Source organism: Sphingobacterium sp. UBA3549, from assembly GCF_002376635.1.
In the GTDB taxonomy this organism is placed as follows: Bacteria; Bacteroidota; Bacteroidia; order Sphingobacteriales; family Sphingobacteriaceae; genus Sphingobacterium.
In genome coordinates, this window is record NZ_DFOE01000011.1 from 209,015 (window position 1) to 235,479 (window position 26,465).

At 44.0% G+C, this 26,465-nt stretch carries 17 protein-coding genes; 3 read left to right on the top strand and 14 right to left on the bottom strand.

Annotation, left to right across the window (positions count from 1 at the left end; genetic code table 11):
- Positions 1–9: 9 nt before the first annotated feature.
- Positions 10–3,093, bottom strand: coding sequence for a SusC/RagA family TonB-linked outer membrane protein (locus tag B2W36_RS07365; protein WP_293887172.1), 3,084 nt, complete (start codon positions 3,091–3,093; stop codon positions 10–12).
- 362 nt (positions 3,094–3,455) lie between these two features.
- Here B2W36_RS07365 and B2W36_RS07370 point away from each other — a divergent pair, with 362 nt between their 5' ends.
- Positions 3,456–5,054 carry a TlpA family protein disulfide reductase gene (locus B2W36_RS07370; protein ID WP_293887173.1) on the top strand — a complete coding sequence of 533 codons (1,599 nt, stop codon included), beginning with the start codon at positions 3,456–3,458 and terminating at the stop codon, positions 5,052–5,054.
- Positions 5,055–5,165: 111 nt separating this feature from the next.
- Here B2W36_RS07370 and B2W36_RS07375 read toward each other — a convergent pair whose 3' ends face one another.
- From B2W36_RS07375 to B2W36_RS07435, 13 genes are all read right to left on the bottom strand, one after another.
- A complete protein-coding gene (locus tag B2W36_RS07375; protein WP_293879824.1) occupies positions 5,166–6,848 on the bottom strand; it encodes a RagB/SusD family nutrient uptake outer membrane protein in 1,683 nt (560 codons plus the stop codon).
- A 16-nt stretch (positions 6,849–6,864) separates the two neighbouring features.
- Positions 6,865–9,843 (bottom strand): SusC/RagA family TonB-linked outer membrane protein, encoded by a 2,979-nt coding sequence (locus B2W36_RS07380; protein WP_293879822.1) that lies wholly within the window; start codon positions 9,841–9,843, stop codon positions 6,865–6,867.
- A 377-nt stretch (positions 9,844–10,220) separates the two neighbouring features.
- Entirely contained in the window at positions 10,221–10,409 is a 189-nt protein-coding gene (locus tag B2W36_RS07385; protein ID WP_293887174.1) for a hypothetical protein, read from the bottom strand.
- A 71-nt stretch (positions 10,410–10,480) separates the two neighbouring features.
- Complete coding sequence (locus B2W36_RS07390; protein WP_293887175.1) at positions 10,481–11,116, bottom strand: hypothetical protein; 636 nt, start codon at positions 11,114–11,116, stop codon at positions 10,481–10,483.
- A gap of 74 nt (positions 11,117–11,190) precedes the next feature.
- Positions 11,191–11,562 carry a response regulator gene (locus B2W36_RS07395; protein ID WP_293887176.1) on the bottom strand — a complete coding sequence of 124 codons (372 nt, stop codon included), beginning with the start codon at positions 11,560–11,562 and terminating at the stop codon, positions 11,191–11,193.
- A complete protein-coding gene (locus B2W36_RS07400; RefSeq protein ID WP_293887177.1) occupies positions 11,537–13,804 on the bottom strand; it encodes a PAS domain S-box protein in 2,268 nt (755 codons plus the stop codon). The genes B2W36_RS07395 and B2W36_RS07400 overlap by 26 nt, the downstream gene beginning before the upstream one ends.
- 241 nt (positions 13,805–14,045) lie before the next feature.
- A complete protein-coding gene (locus tag B2W36_RS07405) occupies positions 14,046–14,537 on the bottom strand; it encodes a DUF3347 domain-containing protein (RefSeq protein ID WP_293887178.1) in 492 nt (163 codons plus the stop codon).
- A 65-nt stretch (positions 14,538–14,602) separates the two neighbouring features.
- A complete protein-coding gene (locus tag B2W36_RS07410) occupies positions 14,603–17,116 on the bottom strand; it encodes a zinc-dependent metalloprotease (protein WP_293887179.1) in 2,514 nt (837 codons plus the stop codon).
- Positions 17,117–17,135: 19 nt separating this feature from the next.
- Entirely contained in the window at positions 17,136–18,560 is a 1,425-nt protein-coding gene (locus tag B2W36_RS07415) for a RagB/SusD family nutrient uptake outer membrane protein (RefSeq protein WP_293879810.1), read from the bottom strand.
- A 12-nt stretch (positions 18,561–18,572) separates the two neighbouring features.
- Positions 18,573–22,181, bottom strand: coding sequence for a SusC/RagA family TonB-linked outer membrane protein (locus tag B2W36_RS07420; RefSeq protein WP_293887180.1), 3,609 nt, complete (start codon positions 22,179–22,181; stop codon positions 18,573–18,575).
- Positions 22,182–22,212: 31 nt separating this feature from the next.
- A complete protein-coding gene (locus tag B2W36_RS07425) occupies positions 22,213–23,376 on the bottom strand; it encodes a FecR family protein (RefSeq protein ID WP_293887181.1) in 1,164 nt (387 codons plus the stop codon).
- A 56-nt stretch (positions 23,377–23,432) separates the two neighbouring features.
- On the bottom strand, positions 23,433–24,017 hold the full coding sequence (locus B2W36_RS07430; protein WP_209579346.1) for an RNA polymerase sigma factor: 585 nt from the start codon (positions 24,015–24,017) through the stop codon (positions 23,433–23,435).
- Between the two features lie 177 nt (positions 24,018–24,194).
- A complete protein-coding gene (locus B2W36_RS07435) occupies positions 24,195–24,536 on the bottom strand; it encodes a helix-turn-helix domain-containing protein (protein ID WP_293887182.1) in 342 nt (113 codons plus the stop codon).
- Between the two features lie 274 nt (positions 24,537–24,810).
- Between B2W36_RS07435 and B2W36_RS07440 the strand changes: the two genes are divergently transcribed.
- On the top strand, positions 24,811–25,365 hold the full coding sequence (locus tag B2W36_RS07440) for an RNA polymerase sigma factor (RefSeq protein WP_293887183.1): 555 nt from the start codon (positions 24,811–24,813) through the stop codon (positions 25,363–25,365).
- A gap of 46 nt (positions 25,366–25,411) precedes the next feature.
- Positions 25,412–26,452, top strand: coding sequence for a FecR family protein (locus B2W36_RS07445; RefSeq protein WP_293887184.1), 1,041 nt, complete (start codon positions 25,412–25,414; stop codon positions 26,450–26,452).
- Positions 26,453–26,465: the final 13 nt, after the last annotated feature.

Sequence of the window (26,465 nt, forward strand, 5' to 3'; positions counted from 1 at the left end):
ATGTTCCTCCTAAAATCTCAAGTTAAAGCCAAAATTGAAACCTCTGGGCTTAGCCATATTTCCGTAGTCGATACCGTAACCGCCGATACCGCCAAGGCCTGCTGTATTACTATTGCTCTCGGGATCCAGTCCGGTGTAATTCGTAAAAAGGAAAAGATCGGTAGCGGTAAAGAATACGCTCAGTGCAGCTTGTGACGATATACGCTGTGTCAGCTGCTTGGGTAAGGCATAGCGAAGGGTTACATCCCGGAGCCTGAAAGCATAGATGTTTTTCTCGATAAACATTTGCGGCTCAATATTGGTCATATAATATGTCGATGCGGAATAGGGGGTTACCGCAATACGGTTTATGGTTGGATTGGCCGTGTTTTCAAGTCCATCTTCCAGTACGCCCTCGATCACGCGGGGCTCTTCCCGATTTAGCGTCTTTACGGACTGTCCATAGGTATAAAGCCTATAATCCAGTCCATTGAGCACATCACCGCCTTTGCGCAGATCCCATAAGAAGGTAAGATAAAAGTTTTTGTAATTGAATTTGTTGACAATGCCGAGGGTGAAGTCTGGAATGCGGTCACCGATAGGATAATATTTGTCGGTACCGGCGATGGGAAGTCCTGTTTGTGCATTAATTAATATATCGCCGCGATCGTTTCGCTTAAATTGTGTTCCTGATAAAGTTCCAATGCTGTATCCAGGCATGACCGAAGAGCGTACGCCGCTCAATACCCAAGTATCTGAATCGTACAATTCGGGCAATTCTTCAGCCAATGAAAGTACTTTTCCTTTATATTGGGTAAAGTTGAAGGTCATATCCCAGCTGAAATCGGTTTTCTTGATGGGATTGACGTTGACTTGCAGCTCGGTACCATAAGTCTTGACTTCACCTCCATTCATCATCCGTAACACAAAACCAGAGCCATAGCTTAGTCGGGGTAGGATGATTTGACCCGTGCTCAGGCGATTAAAATAACTGAAATCAAAGGTAAGCCGACGCTTGAAAAAGCCAAATTCGAGCCCTGTTTCAAAATCTCTGGTTTTTTCGGCTTTCAGATTCGGATTACCGCCATTTAAACTGTATGCAAATCCGCCACCGGTGGAAAGTTTGGGCTCCAAATTAGATAAGGTATAGTAACTTTTAAAGGGTGCTTTCCCTGTCGTGCCGACAGAAATCCGGTATTTTCCATCACTGAGCCAGCTGACTTTGTTTTTGAAAAAGGATAGATCCGAAAAGTTAAAGGCCAGCGACGCGGACGGGTAGCCAAAATAGGGATTATTGGGCATCATGCGGGAGGCCGCATCCAGTCGGCCTGTTAAGTTTAGGTACAGTAGATTGTCCAGGTACCCAAATCCGGCCTGTGCCAGGAAGCCGACCGTCCGAAAGTTGTTGGCAACTGATTTGGCCAGACGGGTGCTCGGGAAGGTGTTGTTGATGCTGTAAAAGTCGGGGTCGTAAAAGTCCTCGCCATATTGTGAATTGGTAAGGGTATTGTAATCTTTAAATTCGGTCCCTAGGTTGGCCCGAAAACTGATGTCCCGGCCGATCTTTGTATTGGCGGTAGCCATAAATGATCCGGAAAGTACACGTCCATTGACCTGATAGACATTCATCGAACCGTTTCGCACATTGGTCGAGGAGCCTGATCCCGAGTAGGACTGCGGATGGTAGACGCTTTGCCCCAATGTGTTGGCGAAGTCCATGCCGATGATTCCGTTCAGGCTCAGCCAGTTGGTCGGCCGATAGGTAATATTGGAGGTCGCCAGGATGCGGTTCACATCATCATTGGCAGTATTGCGGTACACCTCCCAAAAGGGATTGTCTAGCTCATTGTAAATATCTGAGTTGTGTAGTACACGGTTACCTTTTTCATCGATCCAGTCACGGACGTCATAAAGCGGATTAAAGCGCATCATGGTGATCAAATAGCCTGTATTTCCTTTTCGGGCTTTATCGTTCTGTGTATTGATGTAATTAAAAGAGGTGTTGAATTCTAGTTTGTCGTTAAATTTGGCTGTACCATTTAAACGGGTTGAAAAACGTTTATAGCTAGTATTCGGAACAATACCAGTATTGTTACTATATTCATTGGACCAGCGGTAGGTGACTTTTTCAGAGCCCCCTTCGAAAGAAAGGTTATGCTTTTGGTTATAGCCGGTGCGGAAAAAATTGTTGACGTTATCTTTGTAAAGTGTCGTACCTTCAGGGTATTTCGGCCCCATGGCGTAGCTCGAAGTCCCCGCATACGTACCATTGGTACCTTGCGAATAGACATACTGCCGCTCGGGATACTTATTGACCGTTTCAACACGGCCCGAAAGCGAATAATTGACTGTAAACCGACCTGCTTTTCCTTTCTTGGTGGTGATCAAAATGGCTCCCCCGGCACCTTGGCTACCAAACTGGGCGGTAGCTTCTGGACCTTTTAAAATGGTATAGGTCTCGATATCGTCGGGGTTAATGTCCATCGCGCGATTGGAGTAATCGAGATCTCTATTGGCACCATTGCTGGCGAGGTCATTTTCGTTCAGGGTAGAATTGTTGATGGGCACGCCGTCTACAACGATAAGCGCGTTGTTGTCGCCAGAAATGGAAGCAAATCCCCGTAACACGATCTGTGCTGATGCCCCCGGCATACCACTTGTGCTATTGATGGATAGGCCCGGAACACGGCCTTGAAGGCCTTGGAAAAAGGACTCTCGTTGCGTTTCGGAGACATCGGATCCGGCGACGATGGGGGTGGAGTATCCCAGCGTTTTTCGGTCGCGCTTGACGCCAAAGGCGGTGACCACGACCTCATCTAATGATGAGCTATTTTCGGATAGGCTGATGTTAAGTACAGAATGGCCTAAAATGGCTTTTTCAATTTGTTTATAGCCAACATGTCTAAAAATTAGGGTGGCATCTTCTTGTACGGTAATTTTGTACATTCCACTGTTGTTGGTGATGGATTGGGTGGTTTTTCCTTTTTCGATAATTGTAACACCTCCCAATGCGGATCCATCTGTCGTAGTGACCTTACCGGTAACGATTTTTTGGGCCAGGGCGACGCCATACGTACTCAGCAAGCTCACTAGTACGAGCATACTTTTTTTCATAATAAAAATGTGTTTGATTAGCTTCTGTTTAACTTAGGTTTTGCCAATACACCTGGTGCTTGTGCAACATAAAATTTTTGCTATTTCATCTGGAAATTTATAGCGGTTATTAATCGGTTTATATATGTTTTAATTCAAATATAGCATAAAAATGCATTAATTAAAATTTTTAAAGAATTTTGGTATTTGAAAGACGTATCTTGCTGAATAAAAACGCATAAATACGCTTTTTTAAAATGAAACTCTTTTACACGGTATCTGACTATTCGCGTACAATGTGATCGTTGTCGCCATAATAATCTTAGTGAGCTTTATTTATATTAAAAAAAATGGTTAACTTTAGGGAAACCAGCGGCCTAGATATGAAATTTGCATTACTTTCTTTTCTTTCTTTCTTCTTTTTATCATGTGCTACGGCACAATTATCTACTGAAAAAACACCGAAGGCCGATCCAAATGACTGGATAAAGCAGCAGTTGGCTAAAGCTAAAGTGAAAAAAAGTCTTGCTTCGTATAAAAAGAATTTCTTTCAATTTGATACTGTGCGCATCATCGGATTTATCGAAGATTATAGTCCTGCTTTAGAATTTACAAGTGGTATTATTTATAGCAGTAATGAGCTGACGCGGGAAGATTATCCTACCACTGTAAAGGTTCATCCAGACGGCCGTTTTGAAGCGAGTTACTTAGCGACCAACCCAAAGCTCGCTTATATTCGGTTTAAAGATAACCTATTTGATTATTATATCGAACCAGGGCAAACACTGGCTTTACGATTTAAAATGACTGCAGACCAAAATGTAGAACTAATAGGTTATGAAGGTCCGCTTGCTGCCGATAATCAGCAGTTCAAAGATTTCAACTGGGGGAAGAATCCGCGCGCCTTTTATCAAGGTCTGGAAAAAATGTTGAAAGAGAATACTATTTCAGCAAACAAAAAGCAGGTTGTTGCGGAATGGGATTCGGTGCAAAATGATGTAAACAAGCGTTTGGCAAAATCCAACTTCTCCGTCAAGTTAAAAAAACTGATCCGAACGGATATTGCGCTCTATTATGCCGTTCAATTAATGGATATGGAAATGGATCGAAATAGTTATTTAAGGAACAATCCGACAAATACCTTCTTACAAGAGCCACTCCCTCATGATTATTTTGATTTTATAGCGCGCTTAGACCTTAATGATCCGGCTATTTTGACACAAAATGAATTTTCTACCTTTATCAACCGATTCGAGTATTCAACACTATTTAGTCGTGATGCCTTAAATGGTAAACGCCAAAAGGACTTCTATTTTGTATTGGATTCGGCAAATCGAAAAGCAAACCCTACTATAGCCAATACGTTGGTCTCTGAAGTAGCAAAACTACGTACATTACAATCTGCACTAAATGGTGCTGCCGATGCAGCCGCGATAGCAAAAACTACTGATCAGTTGCGGGCCATATTGACGAACGAGGATCTAAAAGGTGAAGCGCTCAGTCTGGCAGACCGTGTATGGAAGTCCAGAAACGGCTATGTACTACCCCAAACCGATGCTGCCGCCGTTTTTAAAAAAATGACAGATAAGTATCGTGGTAAAGTCGTTGTCGTGGACTTTTGGGCACAGTGGTGCGGCCCCTGCCGATCGGGTATTGAATCAACGCAAGGGAAACGTCTGAAACTCAAAGATCATCCGAATGTGGTGTTTGTTTTTATAACAGATAGTGAAGGGACGCCAGATATGGAGTTTTATAAAGACTATATTGTTAAAAATAGCATGTTTGAATCTTATCGGGTTTCTGCAGATGAATATAGGGCCTTACGCGAATTATTTAAATTTAACGGAATTCCGCGCTACGTACTCATGGATCCGGATGGCAGAATTAGAAATGATGATTTCCAAATGCATAACCTGACAACTGAGCTCCCAAAAAACTATCCGCAGCTGTTTACGTATCAACAAATGCAAGGAATTGAATAAGCTGAGAACTCAAAAATGATTGAATCAAGGGTTTAGTGTAAAATTGAAGAGCCCAGCCTGTTTACTAAATCAGACTGGGCTCTATTCGTTTAAATCGATTCTTTTCGCGCTTTAATAGCCAGGGTTTTGTGTCAGACTATTGTTGCCTGCAATGGCCTTATTGGGTACGGGAAAGCGATTCAGATGGGCCGAAGTGCTGGGATTATGATCCCACCATTTTTCTGTGGTGAATGCTTTCCATCGGATCAAATCGGTACGCCGGCGTCCTTCGCCTAAAAATTCAATACTCCATTCATCCAAAATACGGTACTTGTCGATGTTTGTAACTGTTACGGGATTCGGATCCTGCTCTTGCGCAAAATTTCGTTTTCGGACAGTATTGAATAGTGCTGCAGCTTTTTCCTTATTTCCTAACCTGAATTCACATTCGGCAAGCATATAATAAATTTCGGCAAGACGAATAGCGGGTAGATCCGCTCCCCAGCGTAACTCATTGTTAGCCAAATTGGGAATAGGAACCTTAACAAGACGGACGCCAGTGTTTTCTTCACCTTCGGACATCTTTGAGGGCAGCTGGTCAATGGAGCTATATTCTTTGCCAGGACCAACTTTTGAAAAGTGAGCTACCTGGTCGACAAAGTCTAGCGGCTCATCTTTATATTCTTCACCGCCAACAATGGTCTCGCCGCTTGGGGTCTTATGCGGGCCTACGATAAACATACCTTCGTATTGATCTGCACTATGATAGACATAGGGTGCTTTGCGGAGATCGCCTTGGTCGAAAGTTTCAAAAGGTGAACCTAGCTTAAAGTCTGCTGCATAAAGGGAGCCATTGGGTTTCTTGGATGGGGTCAGGTGGGCGCCATTGTTGCCGCCCATATCTTGGTCGAAGAACTGCTTGGTATTATAATGGTAAAAATCTGCATAAAACCAGTTGTATTCAAGTTTTTTAAATTCAGATGGCATAGACCAAATCATCTCGGGCGATTCGTGGTTTTTAAATCCATGTACGCCGTTCCATTTGGTATCCAAGCTGTAGTCGCCATAAACTTTATTGACAATATCCTGAGCTAACTTTTGGCTTTCAGCGTACATGGCTTTCCCGATATAGGCCTCTGCATTGAAGTAGAGCTGTGCCAGCATGGCGGCAGCTGCAGCTTTTCGGATTGCCCCTTCTTCTCTGTCGCCGGCCTTCTTTGCCGGTAGATTCTCTATCGCTGCTTTGAGCAGCTTCTCGATATGTGCAAAGAGCTCCTGATCGCTATTGCGCGGCAGGGATTCTTGGTCTAGGGATTCGAAAATAGGCATACCGCCAAAATAATCTAACCCGCGCAGATAGAAATAGGCGATCAAGGCATCGAGTTGCGCCAGGTCTGCTGCTTGGCGTTCTTCTGTAAGTGCAAATTTGCTGTAGTCCAGTTTGCTCAGGTCGCTCTTTGCATCAAGCGCCAGGGCAACACCCATCAGCGTACCGCGCCAGCTTTCCCAAATCCAGTTTTCATCTGCTGTCCATTGGTGGTAATGAAACCTTTCATTTTCGCCTCCATTGTACCAATGACGTCCTTTCGTGGTGATGGCAAAATTGTCCGCTGTGTATTCCTGCAAGCGCCAGCGGTCTTCGCCCATATACCATTTGGCATGGGTAAATGGTCTAAATAAGGCAGCTTTGATGTCTTTTTCACTTTTAAAAAAGGTGTCCGGTGTGACCGAACTATAGAATTCTTGATCCAATTTGGTGCATCCGGATAGCAGCAAGGCTACGGATAGGGTGGCTATGGAAATATATTTTTTCATGTTTGTCCTGCTAGCTTTAAAAATTTACTTGTAAACCCATCATAAAAGTCCGTGTCTTGGGATAGACATTGCGCTCTTCGAAGCCCGGTTCGAGACCATTGATATTGACTTCCGGATCTAGCCCCGTATAGTTTGTAAATACAAAGAGGTCGCGTGCGGTGGCATATATCCGCATGGACTTTAAGGGCTTGATCCAATTCTGGTTAAAGCGGTAACCGATGTTGAGTGCGTCAACCTTAAGAAAGGTGCCTTTCTCTAACCAGTAATCACTCAGCTCTTTTTCTCCCTTGATATTTTTATGTTTGTCGTAGGCTTCTTCCAAAACATTCTGACCTTTTACATTAGGTAGGCTATAGTACATGTTGATCATATTGAACACATCGTGTCCGATCCAGCTGCGCATGTAGATACTGGCATCCCAGTTTTTATAGCTGAACTGGTTGTTCCAGGAAAGCTGTAGTGTGGGAATGGCATTGCCGACAAACGATTTATCTTCGGGAGTTTTTTTACGGTCACGTACATCAAATGCGTTGCCTTCCTTATCGTAAAGTTTCCAATAGCCATCATCGGTGAACCCTGCAAATCTCCAAATAAAGAATTGCCCGATGTCTTGGCCTGGATATAACCTTACCGCAGATCCTGGTGAGCCGGGGGCCGGAAAGTCCTTCCGGTCGGTAAAGGTCTGACTACCCCACAAGGTGTTGAGCCTACTTTTATTATGTGAACCCACGAGGCTTGTTGTGTAACTGAAATTTTCGTTGTCTACGGCTTTGAAGTTCAGTTCAAACTCGTACCCCGTATTTTGCATACTGCCTACGTTCATAGTGGTTTTGTCGTATATCGCAGGGGGTTGGGATACGCTGATCTCATAGATGAGGTCATCAATTTTTCGCTTATAGATATCAAAACGGCCACTTAAGCGATTGTTCAGTACAGAAAAGTCCAGGCCAAGGTTGTATTCTTTTTTGACCTCCCATTTGATATCGGGATTTTGGTTGTGTCTCACGCCATAGGTTCTAAACCATTTGCCATCTTGCAGAAACCAGGTGTCGGCACTATACATCCGTGTTGCCACTTTTGCATCAAAGCCTTCATTGCCCGTTTCGCCATAGCCTGCGCGGAGTTTCAGGTCGTTGATAAAATTAACATCTTTGAGGAAGGGCTCCTGTGATATGCGCCAGCCTGCGGACAGTCCGGGAAAGAATCCCCATCTGTTTTTAGGGGCAAATTTGCTGGATCCTTCATATCGTGCCGTAGCAGTGAGGATATAGCGGTCTAGATAAGAATAGTTGACACGGCCAAAGAAGGCGGCAAGTTTGACCCATGGGTTTTTCCAGGATCCAAGACCTGCCCGACCGTCTGGTAAATAGGTACCTGTACCCATGTCGTTTTCGGCAATACCATCCACAGGAAAATTTGAGTTTTCGGCAGAAAACCCTTGTCCATTGAAATCTTGATAGCTGTAGCCTGCTACTGCATTTAAAGAATGTTCGGCCCATCGGTTGGTGTAGTTGGCGGTCCACTCAAAGATGCGGTCATTGAATCGGCTATAATATTGTTTGGCAAATCCATCCACATTATTTTCCCGCGAAATACGATGTTGCGCCGATCGGTAATAGTTGCCATGCTCGCTGTTGTTTTTTACGCCGATGGTCGCACTGGTGGTCAGGTGTTCTGTGAGGTTTAATTTTAAGGTCGCATTGGCCAACAGGTATTTGAATTGCTTTTCATCGCTGCGTAGGCGGGCTTCTGCAACAGGATTCCAGGTGTCATATCCTCCCTCCAATACATTGTATCCGCTGACATCATTGGCGTCGTAAGGTGTTTGGGTAGGATTCATCACCAGGGCCATATTAAAAATGTCATTGTTGTTGAAGATGTCTCCGTTAGATCCAAACGCTTTCACTTGGTTGTAGCTTACATTGGTACTCAACTCCGCAAAGCCGTCGAAAAATTTAAATGCACTGTTGATGCGTCCGCCGATTTCTTCCCGTTTGGACGTGATCGCCATCCCTTTGGCGTCGCGTTTGGTAAACGTAGTATAGACATTGGCGTTTTCGGATCCGCCGCTGATGTTGGCGACCTGCCGATGGCTAAATGGATTGTTATTAGTAACTTCATCATACCAGTCTGTACGGTGTCCGAGGTCTTCACCGAGCCCATATTCGACAAATTTCTCTGCCGATAATACCTGTGGACGTTTGCGAATGGTTTCGACAAAGTACTCGGACGTAAAATTCACTTGCGCCTTGCCGACCTGAGGTCTTTTGGTGGTGATCAGGATGACACCACCGGAAGCCCGGGTGCCATAGATCGCTGCCGCGGAGGCATCCCGAAGTACGTTGATGGTTTCAATATCTTCTTTCGCAACGGAGTTGATGTCGCCCCCGGGAACACCGTCAATAACCACCAAGGGACCCTGTGAGGCATTGACCGAATTGACACCACGCAATTGCAAAGAAATACCTGCATTGGGATCCGTGCCGTTGTTGGAAAGTACACTGAGTCCGGGTACTTTTCCCTGAATCGCCAAGAGCGGTGATACAGCCCCCGCGACCATGTCTTTCTGCTTGATGCTCGATACGGCACTGGTCAATTCTTTTTTGTCGAGTGTACCGTAACCCACCACGACAGCCTCCTCAAGCTGCTGCGTGTCTGACAGCAATTGCACATTTACACTGGAAGAGCCATTATAGGCAATTTCCCTGGAGGTAAAGCCAATCATTCGGATGATAAGGACGACATTTTTCTCCACATTATTCAATGTAAATACACCGTTGGCATCCGTAGAGGTACGGGTGGTGCCACCCTTGATGGTGACAGTGGCACCAACAATGGGGTTGCCCTGCTCGTCCTTGACACTGCCCTTGATTGTAGTTTGGGCTTCCTGAACATAGGGGGCATGGGGCAATGCGTAAGCGGCTCCAGCAGATAAACTGCTGCTGAATAGCAATAATTTAGTAGCCACTTTAAAACTGTTCATTTTAAAATTCATGTGCTAATGTTTATTAATAAGTGTATTGGTTGTTTACGCTGAAAGGGGGAGTAGCAAGCTTTGTAGCATGGTCAAGATGCTTTTCGGACTCCAGATAACATAGTTATGTTTAAATTCAAGATACTGCATATAATTGGTGTGATTTGAACCCTAAATGTACAGCATAGAAAGGAGAGGTATTGCCTGTTGAGACAATATGAGGATATTTTGAGACGATTTGATATATACCACTTTTAACGTGAGTACATTTAAATCAATTCCTATCACTATCGCATTTTAAAAAACAGGTCTTAACTCATATTTTAGGTTTTCAAGAACTATAAATTACCAATAGTTCTTGAATCGTTAATAGCAAATATTTTTTTTACTGATGCCGGCTACTGTTCAACGGGTATCGATCGTAAAACATCCTTTGTTAAAGGCTTTGGTAGATAAGAGAGCACCATGGTATTGTCTGCTGCGCGACTCTGGTCTCGTAAATCTACGGAAGAAGTTAACATATGTATGCGCAGGTTGCCCTTGTTTGGAAAATCTTGCATCGCTTCCAGAAATTGCCAGCCATCCATAATGGGCATATTGATATTTTGCTGCCGTCTATCTTCTGTGAATTAGAGTTTTAAAAAGACCGAGCATAATTTTATTCGAAAAAACTTTTATGGATATAGAAAACAGTATCTATAAAATAGAGAATTCCATTTTTTGTCAATACATTTTCGTCATGAAGGTCTTCAAATATTAAGCCTAGATCCTTGCTTATGTAGTCATTATTACGTGTATTGTGAAAAGAATTATATTCTAAGAAGGAGCGAACTGATTGAAGATTAGTAGTTTCGTTCGCAATGATAAACTGTTGTTTTACTACAGCATATACTTGCTCATCAATAATTTTGAATCCTAAAAAATCATAGTTTGTAGAACTAAAGAAAAAGTTATGGATAAGTAAATTATTAAAATAATCTAGCCAATATTCATAAAAAATAGATGAATTGAGCTTTATGACATTAAAGTCATCAAATTTGTAGACGCGCTGTTCTGCGCCTTCGCTAATAAACATATCCTCATCTATTTCATTTAAATAGAAAAGAGAATGTTTTGTTGCAAAATCAATTAAGCATTTTTCTTCTTCACCTTTGAAATACTCTTGTTTTTCAATTCCTTGGCTTGAGATCGCATTTTCTCTAAGGAAATGTTGGACTTGCTTGAGTTTGCTTGAACTGCCAATTGGTCCATCTCCAAAAATGATATTTTGTAGTTCATTTTTAATATTTTTCATTTGTATCTTCCTCAAAGATACGAATTTGTATTCAAACTTGTGCTTGTTAGGATATATCCATTCTTGACCAACAGCTACTGTTCAACGGGTATCGATCGTAAAACATCCTTTGTTAAAGGCTTTGGTAGATAAGAGAGCACCATGGTATTGTCTGCTGCGCGACTCTGGTCTCGTAAATCTACGGAAGAAGTTAACATATGTATGCGCAGGTTGCCCTTGTTTGGAAAATCTTGCATCGCTTCCAGAAATTGCCAGCCATCCATAACGGGCATATTGATATCCAAGAAGACGAGATAGGAATTTTGTTGGTTTTGCTGTATGTAATCCACCGCTTTCTTCCCATTTTCTAAAATAACCACAGTCGCATCTGGATAGACACTAGCAATGATTTTGGTATGTATAAAATTGATGACAGCGTCGTCATCTATGAGTAGTATCTGTTCCATGTTCGTGATGAATAAGGTTTGTTTTAACGGTGATTTGCGCAATCACTTCATCTAATTCTTTTGCGGAATCCATAATCAGATCCATAATTTCGGGCGTAGATTTTCCACCCCCGTCTAATTCCCTTGAAAGGTAAATTAAGCTCATGATACGTGTCAGTGGAGCGCGGATGATGTGAGACTGCATCCAGGCTATTTCATGAAGGGTGTCGTTCTGTTTCTTGATTTGATCCATAGCCTGACGGGAAGCCGTAATGTCTTGTATTGTGCCCTCAATTTTAACGGCATTCCCCTGCTCATCTGAAACCAATCTCACTTCTTGATGCACCCATTTCAACTTTCCCGAAAGGGTAATGATTTCGTGCTCAAAGCTTTTGGTCGTTCCGGGCTCAAGATGAAATAAGGCATTACTCTCCATCAGATGCCCATGTTTAGGCGGCAAGGTCTGTTTTACATTTTCTGTCGTTGGAATAAAGGTGTCAGGTGAACAGTCATAAATCGTGTATACCTCCTCACTCCATTCGGATATATCTGAATCTATGGGTCTAAACCAATACCCAAGCTTAGCTATTTTTTGAGCCGTTTTTAACTGTTCATAAGCTTTTTGTAACGCTTGCTCCGCAAGCTTTTGTTTGGTGATATCTTTCCCTACGGCTACAATTGTTTTGGATTCCGCTGCGACAGTAGCGGACCATTGTAACCATTTGATTTCGCCCTGAGCCGTTAAAAACCGACCCGAAAAACGTTCGGTCAAATGACCCCTTATTAATAATGATAGCGCTTCAGCTGCACGTGATCGATCATCGAGATAAATGAAATCAAAAATTGGTGTAGCATATAAATGTGTTTTTTGATACCCCATCAGGTGGGCAAAAGCATTATTACATTTTTTGATATAGCCGTCAAAACCAACAATGCAAAGTGGATCTGAAGATATATTGAAAATAGTACGATATTCTTCTTCTGTTACTTTTTGTTTGACTAGTGGACCAAGCTTTTCACTTATATCCGTCAGTAAATTTATCTTCTCTGAAAGAATCTCTGGCGCCGATGTAGAAAAGCATATGATACAGCCCAGAAATTCATCGCCATACATAATGGGTAGGCCAATGCCTGTGGTAAGGCCCACATTCTGGGCGGCTTCAGCGCGTAGGAAATGCTTATTTTCCCCGAGATGGTCCCAAACAATCACCCTTTTTTCTTTCCAAACGCTCCCGGGTAAGCCTTCTTCTTGTGTACAGGAGGTAAATCCCTGTGTCTGCTGGTAAAATAGGCCGAACTTACGCTGCTGAAACGATGTCGAGACGAGGTGCAACTCGCTGTGATCTGGGGCTACTAACCATATTTCGCTCGCGCGTATTTTGGGGAGCAGGACAAGCCGCTGGAGGGCTTGATCCAGCGAGGTTACCAACGATATAGACTTCGCAAATGTTAGCGTCAGTTCGGTAAAAAGATCGTTAACGATTTTCTCTTTTATTTCGGCAGTAACTTCGTGTGTGTTGGCAATAATTCCTTCAATCAGCGGTGTGTTGAGGTGGTTGGATAATTCCGTTTTAAACCAGCGCAGATCGCCGTTTACATCGGGAAATCGATAGGCGTCAATGGATACGGATATTGATGCCTGTATGCTGCCAAGCTGCTCCTTGACGCGCGGCACATCTTCTTCATAGATAAAATCAAACGCATTTTTGCCCAGGAATGCTTCGGGTTCAATCCCCAAAACGGTGGTAGAGGTTGGTGCTACATAGATATAGTTACCTGCCCGGTCAATGATGGCAACCAGATCGCGGCCATTTTCGATCAATGACCGATATCTTCGCTCGCTGAAGGAAAGCTCTTCATAAGCAGTGGCTAAATGCCGTTCCTTCTCATAGAGCTCCGTTAAATCGGTGGCGGTAACGATTTCCGCTCTCTTGCCGTCGAAATGGATGGTGTTGCCCTTGATCTGAACATACATGATGTGGCCATCGCGTTTCTGATGTCTAAAAATGCTTTTCTTAAACTTCGTACGCCGATTTCTGGTTCTTTCTACTGCTTCCTCCAATTTTGGAATGTCTTCTCGCGGGCGAATATCTTTGATCGTCATCTGCATAAACTCTTCCTCACTATACCCGTAATGATGGATGGCTTCTTTATTTACTGCAAGAAAATGCAATGTATCCAGATCATAGATCCACATGGGAAGAGGTACAAGGTCAAAAACTGCCCGGTCAAAATCAGATTGTTCGATCGCTACACTTCGCATACAAATTTATGGGTATATATTGACAGTAGATTGTCGTGTTTCTAAATATAACAAAAAAACGGCCACAATTAAATGACATGCCGAAAGAAATTATCAGCCAAGTTTAAAACGCTTTAGCGTCTGTTTTGATAAAAGGGAAAATGTGGGTTGGAAGTAGCGGTTGGAAATGTACGGACATCAAAAAGAAAGAGGCTATCTAGATAGCCTCTTATGGATATTTTGCATAGATTTTGAGCGATAATTAATGGCAGGCAACGGGCTCGGGATAATCGGCTGTTGCCATTCCCTTGACCACTTGGCCACAATTGCGCATCGAGGCTGCGTACGGATTTTCTATCGTCTTGTCGTAGCTTAACCAATACCCTTTTTCCATCGGACAGTATTGTAGGTAGACGGCCTCGTCGGTACATTTCATTGTCTCCATGATGGTAAATAGGGATTGCGTAACGGCAGAAAAAGTCGCTTTCATGGCGGTTAGATCTTGTGCGGCTTTCAGGCCGGCTGCATCGGCCTTCATGGTTTGGCTTACCTTCTTTAGACGCATCATGTCGTCGAGCTGCAATCCTTTCAGACGAAAGTTCTGAACTTCTTTTTCCAACTGAACGGCATGTGCTTTGCCGCTGGCAAAATTTTCATCCTGGATATCCTTTTTTACCTCCATGTAGCTTTTAAATAGTCGGTTGCGTTGTGCTTGTGCAACATCTTGCCCGTGGCTGGATTGACAGGAAATCATGAGAAGACTGATCAAGCAGGTGATGTAAATTCCTTTTAGTTTATTTTTCATGCGTTTATTTTGTTTTAAATGGCTGATGAGCGCTCGAGTAAGCTTTGATTTTGAATGCGTTTAATTTCGAGCAACATCAGTTCGAGATGTTGTTTATTTAAAGGATCTTTTTGTTTTGCAACAAGTTGATTAATTGCCGGTACGAGAGTGCTCAGATAATTTCGGACATACAGCTGTACATCGCTGCGCTGTGCTTGTGAAATGATATCGGATCCTTGTGCGATTTTGGGATTGATAAGTTGATTGACTTTTTCAAGAAAATAGCGTTGTTGTGCGCGTTTAAATACGGCCACACGGCTGTCTTCCAGGGGCAGGGTCCATACCGCTCCGCCAATATCATTCAGATATTCGTTGAGGCCGTAGGGATTTGTACTGGCGATAGACTTCATGTACACATTATAGAGCATGCCGGGACTCATCAACATATTCAACATTTGCTCTTGCTGATCGCTGATCTCCTTGTTGGCATCTTTGCCGATCAGATCCTGAATGTCTTGGGGATATAACCATAGGGGTGGAGTAAATACATTGTCATTGACATACTGCATGGCCGATTTGACCTTTTCTCTGGGGATGGCCGCATAGACGGGGCCAGCTTGGCCACGTACTTTTTTTGTAATCTGCTGACTGCCTATATTTTTTAAGACATGGTACAGGTAACGGTCGAACTGCGCGCGCACGGCTTTATGCATATCCTTTAGGTTGCTGTAATCGTCGCCGGGTTCATTGGTCCATTCGACCAAATTGGAAACCACACGCTTTAGATTTTTGATTCCATATCGGCTAGCCAGCATGGCATCGTCACCAAGATCTTCTTTTTGGCCGCGTGGGTCTTCGTCGTTCCCTTCGCCGCCAAACCACAGCTTGGGATTGGCCGTCAGGCTATCGGTCACCTGTTTGCTGAGGTAGAGTTGCTCGTCTTCGCCGCTAGAAAATTGGGGTAGATATTGGTACCCCCATTGGATGGCCCATTTATCGTAGCTGCCGATACGGGGATAGATGCCGGCTAGCCCCACACCGTCTTCGGGCTGTGCCACGTAATTGAACCGTGCGTAGTCCATGATGGATACGGTATGGCCATTTTTTTCTACCCACTTCTTGTCGCGCAATTTTTCTACGGGCGTTTGGCTACTGGCGCCCATATTGTGACGAAGGCCCAAACTATGCCCTACTTCGTGCGACGACACAAAGCGGATCAGCTGCCCCATCACTTCGTCATCCAACTGCATTTTTTGTGCTGCCTTGTTCAATGGGCCCACTTGCACCATAAACCATTGCTGAACAAGTTTCATGACATTGTGATACCAGCCTACATGGGCTTCGATAATCTCGCCACTTCTGGGGTCGGATATGCGTGGGCCATAGGCATTCGCTTTTTCGGAGGCAAAGTACCGGATCACAGAAAATCGGGCATCCTCGAGGCTCATGGTGGTATCTTGCTCAGGCCATTCTTTGCCTACAATGGCGTTTTTGAATCCGGCTTGTTCGAATGCCTGGTTCCAGTCGTTGATGCCGGCAATCAGATACGGGCGCCATTTTTTTGGGGTCGCCGGATCGATATAATAGACGATCTGCTGTTGAGGCTCTACCAGTTCGCCTTTTAAGTAGCGTTTTAGATCTTTCGCTTTGGGCTCGAGACGGTAGCGCTGTATAAAATTCAGGGCTTTGGACCGCTGGTCTTTGTCGGTGAATAGAATATACTTGTTGGCAAAATATCCTACGCGGTCATCGTAAATCCGTTTGTTCATCGGTACTTTGGGCAGCAGAACCATGGAGGTGTTGGTGGTAAAGGTCAATGAACCCGTTGCAGTTGCTGCGGGTGTACCTGATGTGGAGCTGTAGGTTTTGGTGGTCTTTACTTCCAGATTGATGGGGAATACCTTCATATCGGTAATGAAAGAACGGTCGTCTGCCAAGGAGGATAGCTTATTTTCGCTTTTTATTCTGCTGTCAAAGGAAAGTGCGGCGTTGTCTTTTCGGAATAGGTCGGTCACCTCCACCAAATAACTGTTGCCCCCTGCTTGTAGTCCTTTGATATCCAAGATAGCGATAATGGGATCTTCCTGCGACTGGATCAATGCCGTACGAATGGCATCGTTTTCGGGCGCGTCCTGTTTGTAAATTGCTGCCCGCAGCTGGATACGGTCGCCCAGGCCTTTTTCGAAGTAAAGTGTCTGCTCATTCAGCTTTTCGCCACCATACATCGTAAATCCCTGTGGTGCCGACACCAGACGTGTTACGGTCAGAAAATAACGGTTCAATATGCTGTCGGGTATTTCCAGGTACCACTTCTTTTCGGATTCGATGACGTTAAAAACGCCTGAACGGGAAATTCTTTTTTTATTTAAAATTTTACTGTAGGCCTCATAGAGGTCATTTTTTGTTTTCAGGGTATCTGTTTTGGCCGCTGTCTTCGTATCGGTCTTACTAGCCGTTTTATCGGCTTTCTTTTCCACGGGTTGCTGCGCTTGGACTATACCGCCAGACAAAAGCAGGGCGAGGGTACTAAAGATAATTTTGTTTTTCATGTGTTTGTTATAGCATCTATTAAAACGGTACGGCTTCGTCTGTATTTAACCGTAAGTTTGGGTTTAACTTCATGGCATCCAATGGAAATGGAATAATGTACATTCTGGAGTTTGGCGCCAGCGTATAGGTCTTTTGCTCGACCGTCTTATTGACAATCGGGAAGACACGGACGAGTGTTTTGGCATATTCTTTTTCGAGATTTAAGCGTTTCAGGTCAAAGAAACGGTGGTATCCAATAGGCAATTCCCGACGACGTTCGTTAATGACCAATTCCATCACTTCTTTTCGTGTTGTCGGAACCGGCAGGATCGCCTTCTCGCCTTCGATACGGGTTTTGCGTAAGGTGTTCAATAGGCTGATGGCTTTGGCATATTGATCTTGACGGGCATAACATTCGGCCAGCATCAGGTAGATTTCCGGTGTTTTTAATCCTACGGTAGGGAAGAAAAATGCGGTGTACCTGACATTGTAATAACTTGCTCCGGCGCCGATATCCAGAAAGCTGGCATTGGTCTTGGTATAGAATAGGCTAAAGCGCTTGTCTTCTTTATCGAACATACTCGTCAGCTCGGGGCTCAGCATGTAGCTGTACCCAAAGTTCATTTCGGTGTAGCCATTGATATACATGTAGCTCAATACTTCGGGATTATTTTCGGCGATGATAGGCGTCTTGCTTGGTCCGCCTAATTTTTCGTACTGCACCAGGTCAATGAGCTGCCCATTCAGCTGCATGGCTTTTTCGGCAGCCGCCTGTGCTTCGGCAATCTCCCTTTTAAAAAGGTGCACCTTGGCTTTCAATGCATAGGCAAAGGCCAGCGATGGGTGATAGGGATTGGTGGGTTTTTCCTGCAGATGGGGTATAGCGTCGTCAATATCCTTTTGGATAAAATCGTATACCTGCTGTACGGTTGCTTTGGCTGGTTTGGCCTCCAGGTCATATTTGTCCATGATGCAGACACCGCCGTCCTGCGCTGCTGTGCTGGCATCATAGGCCTTGGCGTACACATTGATGAGGTGGAAATAATCAAATGCCCGAAACATCTTGGCCTCGGCTTTGGCCAGAGTTTTCAATTGGCTATCACCTGTACTCTCGTCGACCAAAGAAATAATCATGTTCCACTGTGCAATGTATTTGTAGCACTGGTTGTAAAAGCTCGATGAGTTGATTTGACTGACCCTGTCTTCCTTTTCCTGAAACAAAAAGTTGATGGTATTGATGTTCGGCGTCAAACCGATCACATTGGATTCTTTGAGGTATTGGTCATCGACCAGGTACTGAAAATTATTGACGGGGTAGCCTCTATTGGGATAGGCCACCAGATCGTAATAATCTTGCGTAGTGCTTACCAATTGGGATCCCTTTGGTGTAATGTCGAGGTATTTATTGCAGGCGGTAAAGGCTACCAGAGTCGCACATGCCGCCATTATGGTTTTTATAGTCATCGTAGATTCGGGTTAAAAAGTTAATGCAAGTCCCATCAGGAATGATTTGGCCAGCGGCAAATTGCGTGTGCCACTATTGAGCGAATAGGATTCTGGATCGATATCATTGCCGGCAGCGCTCCATGTCCATAAATTGTTGACCTGCGCCGTCAATCTGACGTTTTGCATCCCGGCTTTATGGGCCAATTGCTTAGGCAATTGATAGCCTACGGCTATGTTTCGCAGTTTGATGTAATCTGCCGACACAATTTGCTGATCGCTATAGCGCCAGAGGGTAGATAAGTTTCCCGCATAGGTACGTAATTTGTCTGGATAGTCGACCAGTAACCGGGGATAGTCGTTATCGGCCCCTTCTACCCAGCGGTTTACCAAACCTGCGTTGGTCAGTTTATCGCTTGCGAAGTCAATGGCATCTTTGCGCAATTTATGTCCACCGGAGAAAACAAACATCGCCGAAAGATCAAACGCTTTATAGCGCAGACGCTGATTGATGGATCCTGTGTATTTTGGAAACAGTGTCCCTAAGTTGACCAATGCATCGGGTGAATTGATATCATTGATCTTTGTAGGGGTGCCATTTTCATCAAAAACAATATTGGATTCGCCGTTTTGATCCAGAAAATAAGGATAGCCATTCACCATGCCGGCATAGCGATAGGCCATGATGGAATTGTAGCTATTTCCTTCAAAAAAGTAATTACTGGGTGAACCAACATAGGACTGCGCGGTCGATGTTAATCCATTTACTTTTTCGACCTTGTTTTTGTTGAAGGAGAATACCAGTTGGGTGCTTGCTGTTAAATCTTTCTTTTTGAGCCACACGCCATTGATGTTAAACTCGATCCCTCTGTTGCGTAAGGCCCCATTGTTGATAACACGTGAATTGGCTCCGACGGTTGGGTCGAGTATAGCACTGATCAACAAATCGGAGCTGTAGCGATTATAGGCATCGATAGTCGCGGACAGGCGGTTGTCTAAAATTGAAAAATCTACACCGAAGTTTGTCGTTGCTGTTTTCTCCCAGCGCAACATGGGATTGGGCAACGATTTTTGTTCGAGATACTGCAGGTAGGGAAACAGCTTATCCGATTTCCAGGTGGCCGTACCATAGCTGGAACTTTCCTGGTCGACGTTGCCGGTAATACCGTACGTTGCGCGCAGCTTGAGCGAGTTTAGCCAGTCGCTGTTTTTCATAAAGTCTTCGTTGCTGACATTCCATCCTGCTCCGACAGACCATAATGGGCGGTATCTAAACTTTGGATCTACCCCAAAGAGATCGGCCTGATCGACGCGTATGCTTCCCGTAAGGTTGTATCTGTTGTTATAGGTATAACCGGCATTGGCATACAGCGAGGTATAGCGGTGTAAGGTTTCTTTTTGTGCACCTCCATTTAAGTCGCCCAAGCGGACATTGCCCCCATAGATATAACTCGATATACCGGTTTTACTCAATGTGGCCCAGTCGATGGTGGTAGAGGTCAATGTGACGGGATTGTACCCCACAAGCAATTGTTGGATAGGGCGCGGTGTATGCGACTGACGCATCTCGAAGCCGGCCAGGGCGGTTAGCTGATGCTGACCATATTGGCCAAAGGTATTGTCATAATTAAATTGATTCCGGAACGTATAGTTGTACCGTTTGGATTCGAATTGATAGTAACGGCCTCCTGCTGGCAGGTTTTTGGTGTATACTCCCGTCGCTGAATTGTAGCTGACCATTGCATTTGAGGCAACACGCATCATGTAATTATCTTCGTCGTAGAAGCTTTCACGGGAAGTTTGCCCCAATTCATAGGAAAACTGTGTTTGAAACGAGAGTCCTTTATAAATGGTGGCCCGCAACGCTGTAAATGCGCGAAGACTTAGATTCTTGTTGCTCTCGATGCCTTCGCCTAGGGCTTCAAGCACATTAAAGGCGGTACTTTTTAAATTTGGGTTTGCAGCAATCTGTTCTGCTGTCTCGCCGTTAATGGCCGATCCGGGTCCGACGGAACTGGAAAGGTCAACGTAAGGCGCATACACGAGGTTGCCATTTTCATCTTTGATGCGTGTATACCGTGGCTGTAAAAACAGATCATTGTAGACACCATCGGTTTGTTTGTTGACACCGTAGGTGCCGTTCAGTCCCACTGTCGCATTTAACCATTTGGTGATGTTGAAGCTGGATTTCAAATACAGGTTGAATTTCTCATTCTTCTCATGGAGCACCTGGCCCTGTCCTTTATCGTAGTTAAACGAAACAAAGGTGTTGCTTTTGGTGGAATTTTGTGAAATGCTGGCGTTATACCGTTGGCGTGATTCATTCTGCCAGATATTGTCGGTAAATTCTTTAATATAATCGTTGTTGCGCCAGGTATTGATCGTCGCATCGCGTTCTTGCTGGCTAATGGCCCCGGTAGATTCTTTACGGAATAGATCGTACAACGGTGAATAATATTTTAAACTTCCACTACCCAACCTTCCATAGTAATTGAACAAAGATTCGGTATTCGCATAGCGCGATCGTTCTTTGTTGTAGACATCGATTTCATAGTCGATCAGATCGGATGTGCTGGCGTAATGCATCTTGGCGATATCCGGTTTTTGCGTGATGAACTGATCGACATTGAAGTTGACGGCAACTCCTTGGCCTTTTCCTCTTTTTGTGGTGACGACTATAACGCCATTGGCTGCGCGGGCGCCATAGATGGATGCTGCCGTTGCGTCTTTGAGTACGGTAACGGACTCGACGTCATAGGGGTTGATGTCGCTCAGGGTGAGTTCGGTGGGTAAGTCGTCCACGACGATAAGCGGATTGGTAGTGACACTATTGGAGTAGGTACCGATACCACGAAGGATAGGTTTGTCGGCGTCAGAACGTGTTGGGTTTTTGATATAGGTCAATCCGGCCACCTGACCTTCGAGCGCAGAAACTAAGTCGACATTGATCTGTTTGTTTAACTGATCATTGTTGACCATGGTATATGCTCCAGGGCTACGCTCCTTGCTGATGCGCTGATATCCTGTGATCATAATTTCGTTGAGCATAGACTCTTTTGCGCTCAGCATGACCCGCACAGGCCGTACCATTTGCTCTGGACTGAAGCGCATGACCTTTTCATTAAAAGACACATGGCTAAAGGACAGCTGGATGTCGGCGGAGCTGGCAACATTCAGTTCAAAATCGCCATCTCCGGAACTCATCGTCTGGCTATTATCCTGTAGATTATGAATAGACACGCCGGGAATAGTATGGCCCAAACTGTCGATTACTTTACCGCGTACAAGCTGACCAGTGGTGGATGCCGCTTTGCGATACAGGATGATGCGCTTGTTTTCCAGACGGTAACTGAAGGGTTGATCCTTAAACAAAATGGACAAGGCGTCCTCAACGCTCGAGAGTTTAAGGTTGACACTGATCGGACGGGCTGATTTTAACAGGTTGCCGTCAAAAACAAATTCGTAGCCGTAGCGGTCCGATAGGCTTGTAATCACTTCTTTGACCTCGGCATTTTTAAAATTTAATTGAACCTGTTGAGCATGTAGCTCGTAGGGATCAATCATGCTCATCAGGGCAATTCCAGCGACCAAACTCAAGTATTTCCGCAAAAATACCGGTCGCTTTGGGGTTAGGTAGGACATGGTAGATGTAGGTTAATGTAAAATTTAGTTTTTATTTTTTATACGTAGTTTTTAAGGTGATTTTTTTATTGTCCAATTGAAAATGGAGGCCGCTTGCTTCGTTTAAGAGGTTCAACATTTCCTGTAACGGTATATTTTTTCGGACCTTCATATAGATCGATTGATCGGTAGGTAGTGTGATGGTATCGACTTCGACGCCATACCATCTGGACAAATCAGCGAGGATGACACGGAGCGACTGATCGCGGTAGTCAAAGTAGCCTGCCGTCCAGGCGGTAGCTTGCTTTGGCGCGACCTGCTCCCGATGTATGCCATTGTGGTCGGTGATGGCTGTTTCCCCGGGATGAAGCACAATGCGCTGAGCCGTTCCGGATTTGCTCAACGCGATCCGGCCGGACAGCAGGGAGGTGGTGACCTGTCCGTCACTCGCATAATTTCGTACGTTGAAAACGGTGCCCAGCACTTCGACGTTTGTGGCTCCAGCGTGTACAGTAAATGGTCTTTGTGCCTGGTGAGCTACATCGAAATAGCCTTCTCCTTCTAGAGAAACTTCTCTTTTGACAGCATCAAAAGGAACCTGAAAGGTGAGGGTAGATGCTGCATTCATCGTAATCTTGGTGCCATCTTCCAAAATAATCCTAAAGTCGGAATTGGGGGTATAGATGGTTTGCAGACTTGGGGTTTTTCCTGTTGCGGTGACTTTAACCGTTTGGCTGTCGATACGAGCAAATGCGATTTCGCCGATCTGCCAAGCCGAATCTGTTTTTGGAAAAATGGCGATTTCTTTGCCAGACTTATCTTTAACATATAAGGTAGGTGCTGATGGTGCAACAATATCGGAAGGTGCCACGCGCTGTGCGAGGTAAAACCAGGTGGCCAATCCGGCAACCAGTAGAATGGAAGCGGCAGCCCACCACCGCTGTTTGTACCTTAAACGAAGCGGTTGTTTGTTCGTTTGGTTTAATCCTTCTGATTGGTTTAGCCTATCTTCCAATCTTTCTTTAATACGGGCGATATGGGACGCAAAAGGTGGATCGATTTGATGTTCGTCAATATCGATCGAGGCCAAAGAAGTGAGCTGTTCGAGCTCTTCGTCGCTGGCACGTTCAAAATAGTGGAGCAGTCTATCGAGGTCGACACGATTGATACTTCCATCTAGATACTTCTTGTAAATATTGTCTATTTTTTTTGCCATATCTATAAGTTAATACGCAACTTATTAGCAAAAACACTATCGTTGTGGTGTTTTTTTTAAAAAAAATAGAATGTGACAAGAATTGCTAAAATCTCTTCATAATGGTCTTGCACAAATTGGCGGATATGTTGGTTGGATTTGACCATGGCATTACTCACGGTGGATACTGAAATATGCAATTGCTTAGCAACCTCTTCGTAGCTTTTTTGCTCTATTTTGCATAGCACAAATATTTCTCTTCTACGCTCACTTAGGGTGTTGAGCGCTTTTTCTAATAATGCGGATTGTTTTTCTTCGATATCAACCTCTTTTTCCATCAGGTAGAGCTGCTCAAAATGCTGGTATAAATTTTCCTGCATCGCGGCTTCCTTCGCTAATTTTCTATACCAGGAGATCACATCATTTTTAGCAATTGTAAAAATCCAGGATTTAAAACTTCGAGTGGGGTCAATGGTCGATCTTTTTTGCCAGACTTTTAGAAATACATCCTGCACGAGCTCTTCACTGACCTGCCGATCTTTGACCATTCGAAAAATAGTGGAAAATAGGGCATGGCTATACTGATCATATAAGGCAAAAAAAGCTTGTTCGTCGCCATGGGAAAGCGAAATCAATAGCTTATTTTCTGCAGTAATATCCATAGTAAACTTTTCAACGGTCAGATCCTATGCGGTTTAAATCTGAAGCCAGCTGTCAAATTTACAACTTTTCGGCTTAATACTTCCTATTGCGGGCAATAGTTTTCTGCCGACAGTATGCTATGCTGTAAAATGTGGATAGGCTGGCTGGAGAGGACTGTTGACTTCCTTTACCGGAGCTTAAGGCCTTGGATTATCTTTTTCTAATTGCTCATAGAGCTCAATGATTTTTTTGCGGAGCTGGATAACCTCATCGCCTTTTTGTTGTAGCTTTTCGTTCAGGAGTCTTATTTCTTTGGTGTAATCTTTAACGTCGTCTGTCTCCGAATTGGATATCAGCTGCACCAATGTCAAATTAAATAACTTGGCGATTTGATTTAACCGAGAGAGGTTAAGATCTGTAATCCCTGTTTCCATTTTTGAAAATGCAGGAATTGAAACGTCTAATTTCTTTGCTACATCTTGTTGCGTCCAACCTTTTTGTTGCCTGAGCAACCTGATCTTTTTGCCTAGTGTTTTCATTTGAAGATTTGTAATGGGTTAAGGTACGAAAAAAAATGCATAAACAATTTTTTTGGTGCGGTATTAAAAAAGTAAGGGCTTAAATCTGGATAGGAAACAGACACTCGGCAGGGCTTATTTTTAGTTTGATTATTGATTTTAAATTTGTTATACTTGCCATGAGGGTTTCCAGCTCTTGTCTTGATGAAATAGACCTAAGTGATAACATAACCATTATTTCATGTAAGATTAATATTAAAAAGAGGAAATTAGCGAAAAATTTCTACCAGCTTTTATGTCTTGGATTGGATTTATACAGGGTAACCGAAGTTCATTTGAGGAAATCTACGATACTTATATCGATGATTTGTACAGCTATGGTAAGCAGTATCATTATGATAAGGATACCGTGTTGGATTGTATCCACGACCTTTTTGTGCACTTATTTGATAATCCAAAAATAGCGAAGGACGTTCAGGTGAAATATTATCTTTTCGCGGCGTTGCGGCGGAAGCTGCTGCGGCTGAAGGTGGAGACTGTGGCTATCGACTCGCTTTCGGAAGACGTGTATTGGACGAATAGCCACGAACTTGAGCTCATCAACGATGAGGTGGAAGCCGGTGTCGTGAAAGTAATCAAAGAAAAGGTAGATGCATTGCCGAAGCGGCAGCGGGAAGTACTTTTTTTGCGCTATTACCTCGATTTTTCCTACGACGAGATTGCGCAGATGATGGGGGTAAATGTGGAGACCTGCAGGACATTGACGTTTCGGGCAATCAAGCAATTAAAAGTGGAATTGAAGCCCATTGAACTTTTTACTATTTTTTATATTTTTTTTAATAGATTTTAGTCTATGTTTTTGAAAATTATGCTCTATAGTTATAAAAGCATAGTTTGTGAAAACCAAGAAAGAAAAATTTAAGCACATATTCAACCTCACGCCAGAGCAGGGCTTGTCGAAAGAAGATAAGGCAAAGCTCTTTGAGCGGATTGTCCGCAGTACAGCTAAAAGACGTACCCGTAGGTTGCTATTCTATATTGGGCCGCTCGCCGCTGTGGCCTGCCTGTTAGTTTGCTTCAAGCTGTTCTTTCCAAGGGATGCAGCAATGGAGCCGAGGCTTGATATCGAAAGGATAGCATCCATCAGCCAAACGTTGAATACACACAAAGATAGCCTCCAGCTTATTTCTGTTGATCCGCATACCGAAAGCCATGCGATTTCATTTTTGAACGTAAAGGGTTCATCTGACATACTCGACTTGATGGGGCCTGAGCCTAAAGCAGCTACACCTCAATACCATACCCTATTTGTTCCTTACGGAAAAAGGCAGGAGTTTACGTTGCCAGACCACTCCAAGGTATGGCTCAATGCAGGTTCATACCTCACCTACACTCCAGATATGCTGGGCAAACCCCGCGAAGTATACCTCAATGGCGAAGGGTATTTTGATGTCGCTCATACGGGTACAACGTTTATTGTTAGAACAAAAAACGCATCCGTAAAAGTTTTGGGCACCAGCTTTAATCTATCGTCGTATGAAGAAGATAAAAAAATGGCTATTGAATTGATTACGGGCAAGGTCGAACTGAGCAGTCCGCATTTCAAAGACATCACCATGGTGCCAGGTCAATTGATTACATATGATCTGCAACGGCAGAAAGTCATCGTGGATAGTAAAGCGGAAGGGAATGAAATTTTATGGACTAAAAAGCAGCTTGTACTAGACCGTCTGTCTACGAAAGATCTGATCAAAAAATTGGAACGTATTTATAATGTACGCATTCATGCTGACCCATCGGTGCTGGAAAATGCAACGGTCTATTCTGGCAGGATCAATCTGGATGTTGATATACTGACTTCGCTAAGTACGATATATGCGCTGAGAAACTATAGGATAACACAAGTAGAAAAGGAGGTGTGGATAAAAAACAATTGATTACTAACCATAA

Coding starts and splice junctions, on each gene's coding strand:
- B2W36_RS07365 (WP_293887172.1), bottom strand. CDS start 3,093: ATGAAAAAAAGTATGCTCGTACTAGTGAGCTTGCTGAGTACGTATGGC.
- B2W36_RS07370 (WP_293887173.1), top strand. CDS start 3,456: ATGAAATTTGCATTACTTTCTTTTCTTTCTTTCTTCTTTTTATCATGT.
- B2W36_RS07375 (WP_293879824.1), bottom strand. CDS start 6,848: ATGAAAAAATATATTTCCATAGCCACCCTATCCGTAGCCTTGCTGCTA.
- B2W36_RS07380 (WP_293879822.1), bottom strand. CDS start 9,843: ATGAATTTTAAAATGAACAGTTTTAAAGTGGCTACTAAATTATTGCTA.
- B2W36_RS07385 (WP_293887174.1), bottom strand. CDS start 10,409: ATGGATGGCTGGCAATTTCTGGAAGCGATGCAAGATTTTCCAAACAAG.
- B2W36_RS07390 (WP_293887175.1), bottom strand. CDS start 11,116: ATGAAAAATATTAAAAATGAACTACAAAATATCATTTTTGGAGATGGA.
- B2W36_RS07395 (WP_293887176.1), bottom strand. CDS start 11,562: ATGGAACAGATACTACTCATAGATGACGACGCTGTCATCAATTTTATA.
- B2W36_RS07400 (WP_293887177.1), bottom strand. CDS start 13,804: ATGCGAAGTGTAGCGATCGAACAATCTGATTTTGACCGGGCAGTTTTT.
- B2W36_RS07405 (WP_293887178.1), bottom strand. CDS start 14,537: ATGATTTCCTGTCAATCCAGCCACGGGCAAGATGTTGCACAAGCACAA.
- B2W36_RS07410 (WP_293887179.1), bottom strand. CDS start 17,116: ATGAAAAACAAAATTATCTTTAGTACCCTCGCCCTGCTTTTGTCTGGC.
- B2W36_RS07415 (WP_293879810.1), bottom strand. CDS start 18,560: ATGACTATAAAAACCATAATGGCGGCATGTGCGACTCTGGTAGCCTTT.
- B2W36_RS07420 (WP_293887180.1), bottom strand. CDS start 22,181: ATGTCCTACCTAACCCCAAAGCGACCGGTATTTTTGCGGAAATACTTG.
- B2W36_RS07425 (WP_293887181.1), bottom strand. CDS start 23,376: ATGGCAAAAAAAATAGACAATATTTACAAGAAGTATCTAGATGGAAGT.
- B2W36_RS07430 (WP_209579346.1), bottom strand. CDS start 24,017: ATGGATATTACTGCAGAAAATAAGCTATTGATTTCGCTTTCCCATGGC.
- B2W36_RS07435 (WP_293887182.1), bottom strand. CDS start 24,536: ATGAAAACACTAGGCAAAAAGATCAGGTTGCTCAGGCAACAAAAAGGT.
- B2W36_RS07440 (WP_293887183.1), top strand. CDS start 24,811: ATGTCTTGGATTGGATTTATACAGGGTAACCGAAGTTCATTTGAGGAA.